Annotated in this window: 11 protein-coding genes; 6 read left to right on the forward strand and 5 right to left on the reverse strand. The window is 67.3% G+C overall.

The window, feature by feature from the left end:
• Window positions 1-470: 470 nt before the first annotated feature.
• Entirely contained in the window at window positions 471-887 is a 417-nt protein-coding gene (locus WS95_RS04725; RefSeq protein ID WP_059822803.1) for a DUF3995 domain-containing protein, read from the reverse strand.
• Window positions 888-1,179: 292 nt separating this feature from the next.
• Here WS95_RS04725 and ald point away from each other — a divergent pair, with 292 nt between their 5' ends.
• Window positions 1,180-2,295 (forward strand): alanine dehydrogenase, encoded by a 1,116-nt coding sequence (gene ald / locus WS95_RS04730; RefSeq protein WP_059783695.1) that lies wholly within the window; start codon window positions 1,180-1,182, stop codon window positions 2,293-2,295.
• Window positions 2,296-2,340: 45 nt separating this feature from the next.
• Here the strand turns inward: ald and polX are convergent, their stop codons facing one another.
• The 4 genes from polX to WS95_RS04750 all read right to left on the reverse strand — a co-directional run bounded on the left by polX (window position 2,341) and on the right by WS95_RS04750 (window position 7,243).
• Entirely contained in the window at window positions 2,341-4,116 is a 1,776-nt protein-coding gene (gene polX / locus WS95_RS04735; protein WP_059822554.1) for a DNA polymerase/3'-5' exonuclease PolX, read from the reverse strand.
• Between the two features lie 149 nt (window positions 4,117-4,265).
• Complete coding sequence (locus tag WS95_RS04740) at window positions 4,266-4,658, reverse strand: TraR/DksA family transcriptional regulator (protein WP_034204970.1); 393 nt, start codon at window positions 4,656-4,658, stop codon at window positions 4,266-4,268.
• 384 nt (window positions 4,659-5,042) lie between these two features.
• The gene (locus WS95_RS04745; RefSeq protein ID WP_257139587.1) at window positions 5,043-6,428 is read right to left on the reverse strand and encodes an undecaprenyl-phosphate glucose phosphotransferase; all 1,386 of its coding nucleotides are present in this window, start codon (window positions 6,426-6,428) and stop codon (window positions 5,043-5,045) included.
• A gap of 32 nt (window positions 6,429-6,460) precedes the next feature.
• Window positions 6,461-7,243 carry a Crp/Fnr family transcriptional regulator gene (locus WS95_RS04750; protein WP_034204971.1) on the reverse strand — a complete coding sequence of 261 codons (783 nt, stop codon included), beginning with the start codon at window positions 7,241-7,243 and terminating at the stop codon, window positions 6,461-6,463.
• Window positions 7,244-8,161: 918 nt separating this feature from the next.
• Between WS95_RS04750 and WS95_RS04755 the strand changes: the two genes are divergently transcribed.
• The 5 genes from WS95_RS04755 (at window position 8,162) to WS95_RS04775 (ending at window position 12,592) form a co-directional block, all read left to right on the forward strand.
• Complete coding sequence (locus tag WS95_RS04755; RefSeq protein ID WP_034204972.1) at window positions 8,162-8,944, forward strand: Crp/Fnr family transcriptional regulator; 783 nt, start codon at window positions 8,162-8,164, stop codon at window positions 8,942-8,944.
• Between the two features lie 180 nt (window positions 8,945-9,124).
• The gene (locus tag WS95_RS04760; RefSeq protein ID WP_006490451.1) at window positions 9,125-9,376 is read left to right on the forward strand and encodes an acyl carrier protein; all 252 of its coding nucleotides are present in this window, start codon (window positions 9,125-9,127) and stop codon (window positions 9,374-9,376) included.
• Window positions 9,373-10,569 (forward strand): acyl-CoA dehydrogenase family protein, encoded by a 1,197-nt coding sequence (locus tag WS95_RS04765; protein WP_034204973.1) that lies wholly within the window; start codon window positions 9,373-9,375, stop codon window positions 10,567-10,569. Before WS95_RS04760 ends, WS95_RS04765 begins: the two co-directional genes overlap by 4 nt.
• Window positions 10,566-11,540 carry an amino acid--[acyl-carrier-protein] ligase gene (locus WS95_RS04770; RefSeq protein ID WP_034204974.1) on the forward strand — a complete coding sequence of 325 codons (975 nt, stop codon included), beginning with the start codon at window positions 10,566-10,568 and terminating at the stop codon, window positions 11,538-11,540. The genes WS95_RS04765 and WS95_RS04770 overlap by 4 nt, the downstream gene beginning before the upstream one ends.
• Window positions 11,537-12,592 (forward strand): DUF1839 family protein, encoded by a 1,056-nt coding sequence (locus WS95_RS04775; RefSeq protein ID WP_059783702.1) that lies wholly within the window; start codon window positions 11,537-11,539, stop codon window positions 12,590-12,592. Before WS95_RS04770 ends, WS95_RS04775 begins: the two co-directional genes overlap by 4 nt.
• Window positions 12,593-12,601 lie beyond the last annotated feature (9 nt).

Genomic DNA, 12,601 nt, shown 5'->3' on the forward strand with positions numbered 1-12,601 from the left:
TCATCGGACAGCAAGCGCAACGTGCACGACCCTCTTTTCGAGCCCGGCGACGAGTGCGGCGAATTATATATGGAACCGGTTCCATTACTAGAGGGTTCGATGCAATTCAGTGCATCGAAATTAGCAACAATGGGAAGTTCGCAAGACCGAATGTGCAAGGATGGTTAGATGACGGATGCGTTCGCCGGTCGCGCAAACGAGCTGGACGCGAGGCGCCGGGGACGCCGGGGACGCCGGGGACGCCGGGGACGCCGGGGACGCCGGGGACGCCGGGGATGTGACGGACGTGAGCGACGTGAGAGCCACGGGGGCCGCGTGTCGCTTCCCGGCGACGCCCGCTCGGATGGCGATGTCGAGTTGCACCGCGCTCCGGTAGCTTCCGCCTCTTATGCATAGCCACGATGCCGTGCCGGCCGAATACCTTACGCCGACCGATACGCACGCGGGTCGAATCGCGCGCGGCGCTCCCCTCACCACGGCCAGAACATCGACGCGATCGACAACGCCAGCGCCGCGCACAACGGCGAGTAATACAGCGTGTCCATCCGCGCGAAACGCGACCCGCGAATCCGCTTGAAGAAGCCGACGTAACGGAAATCGCCGACGGCCCGCACCGCGAAGATCAATGCGAGCGCAACGACCGCGAACGCGATCGTGCCGGGATACGCATTGCGCCCCAGCCAGCCGGCACGCGCGGCGACCACGCCTGCGCCGCACAGCAGTGCCGCCGCGACGGCGAGCGTGCCGACAACGGTCGGCCGCAACAGCGGTACGCCGTCGTGCTCCGCAATGGCCGCACGCTTGCCCATCCGCCCGCCAAACGCCCAGTAGACGTGCACGAGCGCGATGGCGCAAAGCGTCGGCACGCTGAAATACGCACTGGTCATGTCGGTCAAGGTCCTCGTCTCGTTGTCTCGTTGTTTTGCCGAAAGCATTCCCGCACGCGGCACGCATGACGATACCGAAACCCGGCCACGCGCGCATTGCGACGTCCGGTCGCAACGGCCGCAGCCGGTAGCCGCGCATGCTGCGTTGCAGTGCGCATGCGTCGTCGCGCGGGCCGGCCGCTTGACTTCCCTCCGTGCACAACTACCCTGTTATTCCAGTACTGCGGTCGGTACGCCGCCACGCAAGCGGCTGCCCGCACGACGACGATAACGAAGGCCATGGAGGCGACTCATGCTGATCGGTGTGCCGAAAGAGATCAAGAACCACGAGTACCGCGTCGGCCTCACGCCGGCCGGCGCGCGCGAACTCGTGCGGCACGGCCATCGCGTGCTCGTGCAACGCGGCGCGGGCACGGCGATCGGCCTGCTCGACGACGACTACACGGCAGCGGGCGCATCGCTCAGCGACGGCGCGGACGACATCTTCGCGCGCGCCGACATGATCATCAAGGTCAAGGAGCCTCAGCCGGCCGAATGCGCGATGCTGCGGCGCGGCCAGATCCTCTATACGTACCTGCATCTCGCGCCCGATCCCGCTCAGGCCGCCGCGCTCGTGAAATCCGGCGCGGTCTGCATCGCGTACGAAACCGTGACCGGCCCGGGCGGTGGCCTGCCGTTGCTCGCACCGATGAGCGAAGTCGCCGGCCGCATGTCGATCCAGGTCGCGGCGACCCACCTCGAAAGCCCGCGCGGCGGCCGCGGGCTGCTGATGGCCGGCGTGCCCGGCGTGCCGGCCGCGCACGTCGTCGTGCTCGGCGCGGGCGTCGTGGGCACCGGCGCACTGCAGATGGCGGTGGGCCTGGGCGCGCGCGTCACCGTGCTCGACAACAACGTGAACCGGTTGCGCCAGCTCGATCTCGTGTTCGCCAACCGGATCGCGACCGTCTGCTCGAATGCGCAAACGGTCGACGAAGCCGTGCGCGAGGCCGACGTCGTGATCGGCGCCGTGCTGGTGCCGGGCGCGTCGGCGCCGCGGCTCGTCACGCGCGACATGATCGCGACGATGCGCAAGGGAGCGGTCGTCGTCGACGTCGCGATCGATCAGGGCGGATGCTTCGAGACCTCGCATGCGACCACGCACGCGGCGCCGACCTTCGTCGTCGACGGCGTGGTCCACTACTGCGTCGCGAACATGCCCGGCGCGGTCGCGCGCACGTCGACCTTCGCGCTGAACAATGCAACGCTCGGCCATGCGCTCGCGCTCGCCGACAAGGGCTGGAAGCAGGCGATGCTCGACGATCCGCATCTGCGCGCGGGCCTGAACGTGTGCGACGGGCACATCACGTACGAAGCGGTCGCACTCGCGCTCGGCCTGCCCTACGTGCCGGCGACCGGCGTGCTCGCTTGACCATGCCGGCATGAGTTGCATGCAACGCGGCCAGCCGCGTTGCGTTCACGCGCCCTTCGACCGGCTGCGCTTCGCGCCGCCGCCCGCGCTGCCCGCACCGCCCATCGTGCGCGCCAGCAGCGGCCGCAGTTGCGCGAGCGTGCGCGTGTTCAGCACATCCTGCCGCGTCAGCCAGCCGCGCCGCGCCTGATCGATGCCGAACGCGAGGTTGTCGAGTTCGTCCGCGCTGCATGCATCCGAACCGATCGCGACCGGCACGTCGGCCTTCGCGGCCTCGCGGCACCAGACGTCCGGCAGATCGAATCGCCGCGGCTGCGCATCGAGTTCGACGAAGCAGCCGCGCGCGGCGGCCCCCGCGAGCACGCGCGGCACATCGAGTGCGCAGGCGTCGCGTTCGCCGAGCACGCGGCCGGTCGGGTGCGCGAGAATCGTGAAATGCGGATGGTCCATCGCGCGCAGCATGCGATCGGTTTGCGCGCCGCGCGGCAGGTCGAAACCGTCGCGCACCGCGCCCACCACGAGATCGAGCCGGCCGAGCATCGCGTCGGGTACGTCGAGGCTGCCGTCCTCGCGAATGCCGGCTTCCACGCCCTTGAGCAACACGAAATCGTCGAACGTCGCGTTGACGCGATCGATCTCGTCGATCTGGCGCGCGAGCCAGTCGAAGCCGTCCCGGGCGCCATCGGGCGGAGCACGGTCGGTGACGGCCAGGTACGCGAGCCCGCGTGCACGCGCGGCGTCGGCCATCGCGCGCAGGCCGTCGCGGCCGGCCGATGCATCGGTATGCGCGTGCAGGTCGCCATGGAGATGCTTGCGCTCGACCAGCGCCGGCAGCGTGCCGGCACGCGACGCATCGATCTCGCCGCGATCCTCGCGCAATTCGGGCGGCACCTCGTGCAGCCCGATGGCCGCATAGACCGATGCCTCCGTCGCGCCGGCAATCCGCTCGTCGCCGCGAAACACCCCGTATTCGTTGATCTTCAGGCCGCCGGCCTGCGCGATCCTGCGCAGCGCGATGTTGTGCGCTTTCGATCCGGTGAAGTAGACGAGCGCCGCGCCGAACGCATCGGCATCGACGACGCGCAGGTCGACCTGCAACCCGCTGGCAAGCGTCACGCTCGACCGGGTCTTGCCGTGCGCAAGCACGCGCGCCACGTCGCCGTGGCCGACGAACGCTTCGGCGACCGCCGCCGGCTCGCGTGCGGTGACGAGGATGTCGAGATCGCCGACCGTCTCGCGACGGCGGCGGAAGCTGCCGGCCGGCACGGCCTTGCCGACGCCGGCCACCGCACGCAGGCGTTCGAGCAACGGCATCAGCGCTTGCGCGGCGTCGGGCAGCAGAAAGCGTTGCGGCTCGCGCTGCAGACGATCGTCGATCGCTTCGAGCAGATGCGCTTCGGTTTTCGCGCCGAAGCCCGGCAGCTCGCGCACATGCCCGCTCTTCGCTTCGGCGCGCAACTGTTCCAGCGAATCGACGTGCAGCGCGTCATGCAGCGCCTTCACGCGTTTCGCGCCGAGCCCGGGCACATCGAGCAGCTCGACGATCGCGCCCGGCAACGCATGACGCAAGGTCTGCTGCAGTTCGCAGGTGCCGGTCGCGGCGATCTCGCGCAGCTTCGCCGCCAGATCGGCCCCGATCGACGGAATCTTCCCGAGATCGTCGCCGTTCGCGATCATCGTCGGGATATCGCGGCCGTAGTCGGCGACCGTACGCGCGGCGTTGCGGTACGCACGCACGCGAAACGGGTTGGCGCCCTGGATCTCGAGCATGTCGGCGATCTCGGCGAACACGGCCGCGCACTCGGCATTGTGAATCGGCATGATCGGCGTGGCTCCCTTCCACGTGGATGTAGCGCCGCGCGCATGCGCGACGGCGTGCCCGCCCGGCGCCGCATGTCGACGCCGCCGGGCGCCTGTTGGTCATCCTACGCCGGCCGCGCGTCGCGTGCAGCGCGGTTCAAGCCGCGACGTCAGAGCGACGCGCGCGGCGTCGTCGCGTAGCGTCGCTCGTACAGCGCTTGGCAATGCGCGCAGCGCTCGGCGGTCGGACGCGCCAGCAGGCGCTCGTAACCGACCGAGCCATCGCAGTCGATGCATTCGCCGTAACTGCCGTCGCGCATCCGCTGCTGGGCGCGGCCGATCGCGCGCAGCTCGGTCAGCTTCATGCCGATCAATGCATGATCGACGTCGACGAACAGGTCCGCGTTCGCCTCGTCGCCCTCGTCCGGCGCCGCGCCGGCCAGATCCGCATAGGATTCCGACGCGCGCTGGTCTTCGCTCGTGCGGATCTCCGCGCGCAGCGCCTGCTCGCTCTCGTTCAGCCGCTGCTTCAGCGTCTGCCTTTGTTGTGGGTCGAGCGACATGGCCGTCTCTCCTGTTCCGGGTTCCGCGCGAAAAAGAGCGGCGCGCGGTATCGCGCCGGTGCGCGGCACGCAGGCACGACTGCGCCGCCGCATCCGGATGGGCGGCCGGACGTGCGAAACGCCGGACGCATTCGACGCAGGATAAACCCATTGAACACGCGTGTGTTGACCGAAATCGGCGTACCCGTCAGGCAGCGGCAGCGGTGCGGAAACTGGGGACCGACGCGCAATCCCGGCTTCGCGGCCCACGCCGCGAAGTCCGCCGACGCAACCGCAGCGCAGCAATTTCCCGTGCGGCCACGGTGCGTCCTTCCATGCTCGCGAACCGGCATCACGCAGTCGATACGATCGCGCACGCGGCGCCGCGCCAATGATTCGGCCTCCTTAGAATGCGTTGCGCCCGACGAAGCCGCGCACCACCGTCATCAGGATGATCTTGATGTCGAACCAGAAGCTCCAGTTCTGCATGTAGAACAGATCGAACTTCACGCGCGCCTCCATCGCCTCGATCTTGCGCGTCTCGCCGCGATAGCCGTTCACCTGCGCCCATCCAGTGATGCCGGGCCGCACGCGGTAGCGGTACATGTAGCAGTCGATCAGTTGCCGATACAGGTCGTCGTGCTCGATCGCGTGCGGACGCGGGCCGACCACCGACATCTGTCCGAACAGCACGTTGAAGAACTGCGGCAGCTCGTCGAGCGACGTGCGCCGCAGGAACGCACCGACGCGCGTGATGCGTGCATCGTTGCGCGACGCCTGCCTCACGACGCCGGGCTGGGCGCGATGCACGCGCATCGTCCGGAACTTCAGGATGTCGAACTCGCGGCCGTCGACGCCCTTGCGGCGCTGCCTGAACAGCACGGGCCCCGGCGACGACAGCTTGACCGCGATCGCCAGCAGCGCCAGCAGCGGCAGCAACGGAATCAGCACGCCGAACGCGAACAGCCGGTCGAACGCGAACTTCGCCCACAACTCCGGCGCGGAGCGCGGCGTGGTCGCGAGATTGATCGCCGGCATGCCCAACACGTCGGTCGCCGAGCGATCGACGATCGCCATCTGCCGCACGTCGGGCAACAGCCGCAACTCGACGAACTCGTCGCGCAACTCGCGCACGATGCGGTGGATCCGCCACTCGTGCGACATCGGCAGCGTAAGCCAGACCTCGTCGATGTCGCCGCCGCGAATCAGGTCGCGCAACGTGTTCCAGTCGTCGATCACCGGCACGCCGCCGATGCCGCCCGCGCCGGCCTGTGCATCGTCGTCGAATACGCATGCGGCCACGAACGGGCCGTTCGGCGCGAGTTGCATCCGCTCGATCGCCACGCGCCCGTATGCCGTTGCGCCGACGACGGCGACCCGGCGCTGCCGCGCAAGCGGGTCGCCGCGCGTCAGCGCGAGCGCCAGCAGCGCCGCTCGGCCGAGCAGCACCGCCGCGTCGCCGGCCAGCACCGTGCGCACGATCCAGCGGGTCGTCACCGTGCCGCCGCGATTCATGATCCACATCGTGCCCGCCACCGTCAGCACGCTCGCGCACATCACCGCCACCAGCGTGTGCGTCAGCACGTGCGCGCCGCCCTGCACCGCCACGCCGCCGGGCACCGTGCGCAGGTAGCGCGGCAGCAACGCCACCGTCAGCACGCACAGCAGCGCGATCGAACCGCGTTGCGCATCGGACAATTCATGCCATCCGAGACCCGACGCCGCCTGCGCGACGAGCGTCCCGGCCAGCACGAGCGCGCCGTCGGCCACTGCGATCGCAGTTCGTCGCATTGCATTCGTTCCACCGGACATCGACTGCATCGTCACGCACCGTGCGCGGGGAATCCGAAATGCGCGTCCGGCATGCGCGGGCGAACCGCCGCCGGCCTCGCATTTGCGCGCGTGCCGAGCAATCGGCGGTAGTCGGCACGAATCAGGTCGTAGCACTCGCACGCCTGATGTTCGAGGCCGTGCCGGTCGAGCACCGTGATGCGGCCGCGGCGTTGCCGGATCAGCCCGGCTTCCTGCAGGTTCCCGGCCGCTTCCGTCACCCCCTCGCGCCGCACGCCGAGCATGTTCGCGATCGTCTGCTGCGTGACGGCCAGCTCGTCGCCGTCGATCCGGTCGTGCGCGAGCAGCAGCCAGCGGCTGAGTTGCTCGCTGACCGAGTGGTGCCGGTTGCACAGCGCACTGCGCGAGATCTGCGCCATCGTCGCCTGGCAAGTGTTGAGCAGCAGCCGGTAAGTCTGCGCCGATCGCTCGAATTCGGCGCGCATCACGCAACTCGGCACGCGATAGGCCATGCCGCCGATACGCACCTCGACCCGGCTCGACGCGGCGAGACCGCCGACCAGCGTCCCCAGCCCGACCACGCCCTCGCGGCCGACCACCGCCACTTCGACCATCGCACCGTCTTCCATCAGATGCTGCACCGACATCATCGCCGTCGTCGGAAAGTGCAGGTGGCGCATCGGCTCGCCGACCCGGTCGAGCATCCCGGCCTTGATCCTGACCAGTTCGAGATGCGGTGCGATGGCGCGGATGCTGTCCTCCGGGAGGGCAGCAAGGATGGCGTTCGCCGAATAGCTCGAGTGAAGATGAAGCATGTCTGTTTCCCTTTTATCGTCCGCGCCGCTTGCAGCGGCAGGCACGGAACTCGTTATCTCGATGCGCGCCCGGACATTGACAGCGGTTGCGGCCCACAACCCTGAATCCGACTGATCATCGGCTTGTCATCGCCGAATTGAGTCGACTGCCCCGTTTCGACACGCCAGCCCGAATAAGCGATTTACGTGCCAATAGCCGCCCGTCCTTAATATATGAATCACATCCGATTTAGAGCCGCCGAATAACCGCCCCCGAATCCCAAAAAGCGTCTCATTTCCGGACACTCTCCCGCGCGACGGACACAGCGAGCATTCGACTGATCAATTCCCGCGGCTCCGGCCAGAACGGCCGCGCGGCGGCTACGAAGCTTATCGTTCAAATACTTACAGCCGATTTTCAATTGTTTTCGTGATGTGCAGCGCAGCATTTCGCGTCATCGCCGTACCGCACACGCTCGTTTCAAACTGTCTCAAATTTGAATCGATACACTAATTCACGGCTCTGTCCGCTACCGCACACATCTCCACAAGCCATTGATTCAAATGACAAATTATGCGTACCCCATTAATTTGTCAAATAATGTTCAATGCCTTCCGGCCACTTTCGCTGTACGATTCGCCGTGTCGACCGATTGATTCCCGGTCGACATAGAATGACAAGCAAGCTCACGATTCCATTTCCGGATGATTAATTCCGGAAAATGAATCATTAAATCGACATAACGTTCTGGCTCAATTGCAATCGTCAAACTTTGTGAAATGACGGAATGCGGAATTGTTCGAATTCAATTGCGTGCTAGCCTTTTTCGCGAGTATCGTCATTCCGTTTTTGATCAACGAAAGTCCGCACGATCGTGCGAAATCCCGTTCCGGGGTTCGCCGAGACGACGCGCGACCGCCAACCTGCGAGGATGCGCCGTGACTCACCAGGCCGCCGACGCCGTCGCGTATGCGAACGGCGTGATCGAGCTTTCCCACAGCTTCGACGCCAACCGGTTTCTCGCGGCCATCGACCGCGACGAACTCGCCACGCTGACACCCCACCTGCAACTCGTTCACCTGAAATCCGGGCAGGTGCTATGCGAACCCGGCGAAATGCTCGCCGCGGTCTACCTGCCGGTCACGAACGCGATTTCGCTGCAGTACGTGTCGTCCGGCGGCATGACGCTGGAAGTCGCGGAGATCGGCAGCGAAAGCGTGGTCTGCGACGACGTGATCGGCGGCAGCGGCCGGATGCCCTGCCGCGCGGTCGCGTGCCGCGACGGTTTCGTCTATCGGCTCGACCGGCGCGTCTTCGCGGCCGCGTTCGATGCGTCGCCGGTGATCCGCCATCTCGTGTTCGTCGGCGTGCGGCTGCTGATGGCGCAGGTCTCGCAGATCACGTTCTGCAGCCGTCATCACGTGCTCAAACATCAGTTGTGCAGATGGTTCCTGCTCGCGTTCGACCGCACGCGCAGCATCGAGATCCAGGTGACGCACAGCATGCTCGCGCAAATGCTCGGCGTGCGGCGCGAAACCGTCACGGACGCCGCCGGCGAAATCCAGAAGCTCGGCCTGATCCGGCAATACCGCAGCTCGATCGAGCTCGCGGACCTCGACGGCCTCGAAAAAATGTCGTGCGGCTGCCGCGCGATCGTGCGCGACGAGATGAAGCGCATCCTGTCGGCCGACTCGGGCGTGCCGGCCGCGTCGCGCGCCTGACCGGCGCGCCGGGCCGGGACGGCGCGTCGGCGCCGCCGGCGTGCCGGGTCAGCTGTTTGTAGGGTGGCGAACAGAACGCCGTGTCTGCCGATGGTCTACTGATGCCGGACTGCCGGGGGGATGTCAGCGCGTGTCGCGCGTCTGCCCGGGCGGACGACACCACGCATGCCGGAGCAGCACGTGAAAAACGAAATCAGAACCATCCTGAAGCACGTCGCCCACCTCGAAGCCGCGATCGATTCGATCGGCGACGGGGACGACCTCTACGAAGCGGGCCTCTCCTCGCTCGATACGATCCAGCTGATGCTCGCGATCGAAAAGCAGTTCAACATCGAGATTCCCGACGAGATGCTGAACCGCAACCTGTTCCGCAGCATCGACGCACTCGCGGACACGATCGCCACGCTGCAACGCACCGAGCACTCCGCATGAGCGCGCTGCTTCCCGAACTCGCGTCCGACAGCGATTCGCATCGGCTCGACGAGGCCGCGCATGCCGTCGCGCAGATCGCCGCCCAGCATGCCGATGCGGTCGATCGCGACGCGCGCTGCCCCGTCGAGGCGATCGAGGCGATGCGCGCGCGCCGGCTGCTCGGCGCCATGGTGCCGACCCATCTCGGCGGCGCGGGCGCGTCGCTGGAAGACATCGCATCGGCCTGCTCGATCCTCGGCCAGGCGTGCGCATCGTCGGCGATGGTGTTCGCGATGCACCAGATCCAGGTCGCCTGCATCGTCGACCACGCCGCCGACCAGGGCTGGCACAAGCTGTTCCTGCAACAGCTCGTGCGTCACCAGTGGCTGCTCGCCTCGGCCACGTCGGAGGACGGCGTCGGCGGCAACCTGCGCGCGAGCCAGTGCGCGCTCGAAATCGACGCCAGCGGGTTCCGGTTGCACAAATCCGCGCCGACGATCTCGTACGGCGACTACGCGGACGGTATTCTCGCCACCGCGCGACGCGATGCGGACGCGCCGCCTTCCGAGCAGGTGCTCGTCACGCTGCTGCGCGACGGCTATACGCTCACGCGCCGCGGCGAATGGGACACGCTCGGCATGCGCGGCACGTGCAGCAACGGCTTCGTGCTCGACGCGCAAGGCGCCGCCGTGCAATGCCTGCCGGTGCCGTTCGCGAAGATCGCCGAGGAGACGATGGTGCCGGTCTCGCACATCCTGTGGGCCGCGGTGTGGATCGGCGTGGCCGGCGACGCGTTCCATCGCGCGCACCAGTTCTTCCGCGCGCAGGCGCGCCAGACCGACGGCGCACCGTCGCCCGCCGCGCGACGCATCGCCGAATCGCTCGCGCTGATGCAGGCGATGCAGGCTCGCGTCGACAACGTGCTGCGCCTCCACGCGAGCGCGTCGGCCCGCTCGTGGTCGGCCGGCATGGCCTGGGCCGCCGAGATCAATACGCTGAAGACCTACGTGTCGGCGACCGCGCTCGAAGTCGCGCACCAGGCGATGATGATCTGCGGGATGGCCGGCTACAAGCAAGGCACGCCGTTCAGCATCGGCCGCCACATTCGCGACCTGCACGCGGCGCCGCTGATGATCAGCAACGACCGCATTGCCGCCAACACCGCGAGCCTGTTGCTCGCGCTGCGTCCCGCGACGCTGGAGAAACATACGTGAACGATCGCCTCGCCGTGCCCTCCGCCGCCTCCGTCCCCGCCGACGCACCGCTCGACCGTGCGGGCGTCAATCCGCTGCGCGATGCGCTGATCGACGCGGGCCTGCTGGTTTCGACCGGCATCCAGGGCCTGTTCGGCCGCAGCGAACGATTCGAGCGCGTGGTCGAAGCGCTCGACGCGTTCGTCACGCGCCTCGGCGCCGACCAGCAGGCCGAAGTGCTGCGCTTCCCGCCGGCGATGAGCCGCACCGAGTTCGAGCGCAGCGAATACATGAAGAGCTTCCCGCAACTGGCGGGCAGCGTGCACGCATTCTGCGGCGACGAACGCCAGCACCAGCGCGTGCTGCAATGCCTCGATCGCGGCGACGACTGGACCGAAAACCAGAAGCCGACCTACGTCGTGATGACGCCGGCCGCGTGCTATCCCGTGTATCCCGTCGTCGCGCGTGCTGGGGCGCTGCCCGCCGACGGCCGGATCGTCGACGTGTTCTCGTACTGCTTCCGTCACGAACCGTCGCTCGACCCGACCCGCATGCAACTGTTCCGGATGCGCGAATACGTGCGGATCGGCACGCCCGAGCAGATCGTCTCGTTCCGCGAGACGTGGATGGAACGCGGCACGCGGATGATCGAAGCGCTGCGCCTGCCGAATGCGATCGATCTCGCGAACGATCCGTTCTTCGGGCGCGGCGGCAAGATCGTCGCGAACAGCCAGCGCGAGCAGAACCTGAAGTTCGAGCTGCTGATTCCGATCGAGCACGACGACCGACAGACCGCGTGCCTGAGCTTCAACTACCACATGGACCATTTCGGACTGCTGTGGGACATCCGCACCGCGACGGGCGACGTCGCGCACACGGGCTGCGTCGGCTTCGGCCTCGAACGGCTCACGCTCGCGCTGTTCCGCCACCACGGCTTCGACATCGACGCCTGGCCGCAAGCGGTTCGCGACGTGCTGTGGGGCACGCCATGAGGTTCGTTTCCCGCGACGGCGAAGACGCGTCGTTCGAGGGGGTGCGCCACCGCGCGCGCCACTACCGGCCGCACCCGCTGCACAGTCAGGAGATGGTCTGGAAGCAGACCAACTGCTATGTCGACATGTGGCTCGAGGTGCTCCGGTGGTGGGGGCTCAATCCGTACGCGGCGCTGCCGTTTACGATCGCGCTCGATTTCGAAGGCGACCAGTTCACGTTCTTCAAGTTTCCGCACGACGAGCTGGAGCGGCTCTACGGGATCGTCGTGCAGGAACATTCGATCTACGAACCGCTCGATCAGCACATCGAGACGCAGGTCGCGCGCGGCCACCTGATGATCGTCGAGGTCGACGCGTGGTTCCTGCCCGATACGCGCGGCAGCAGCTACCGCACGCAGCATACGAAGACGACGATCGGCATCGACGCGATCGACCGTGCGCAGCACCAGATCGGCTACTTCCACAACAGCGGCTATTACGTCGCCGAGGATTTCGACTACAACGGGCTCGTCGGCGCCAGCTCGCCGATGACGCTGCCGCCGTACGTCGAATGCGCGAAGCGACGCTTTGCACCGCTCGACGAACGCGCGCTGTGCGAAGCCTCGCTCGCCGCGTTGCAGCGCCACCTGCGGCGCGTGCCGATCGTCGATCCGATCGCGGCGTTCCGCCGGCAGTTGCAGACCGACGCGCGCATCCTCGCGGACGCGCCGCTCGAGCGCTTCCATGCGTACTCGTTCAATTCGGTGCGGCAGCTCGGCGCGAATTTCGAACTGTTCGGCCACTATGCGCGCTGGCTGCAAGCGAGCGGCTGCACCGGGCCGTTCGCCGAAATCCGCGCCGCATGCGATCGCATCGCGTCGGAAGCGATGGTGCTCGAATTCCGGCTCGCGCGCGCGTGCGCACGCGGCAAGGAAGAATACGGCGATTCGACGCTCGAAGCGATCGAGGTCGCGTATGCCGACCTCGTCGCGTGCGCGCGGCAGATCGGCGCGCCGCTGCGGCACGTGACGCCCGTGCGCGCCGACACCGCACCCGTGTCGGCCATGCGGTGACGCGCGCCC

It is taken from the genome of Burkholderia sp. MSMB1826 (assembly GCF_001526325.1).
Lineage (GTDB): Bacteria > Pseudomonadota > Gammaproteobacteria > Burkholderiales > Burkholderiaceae > Burkholderia.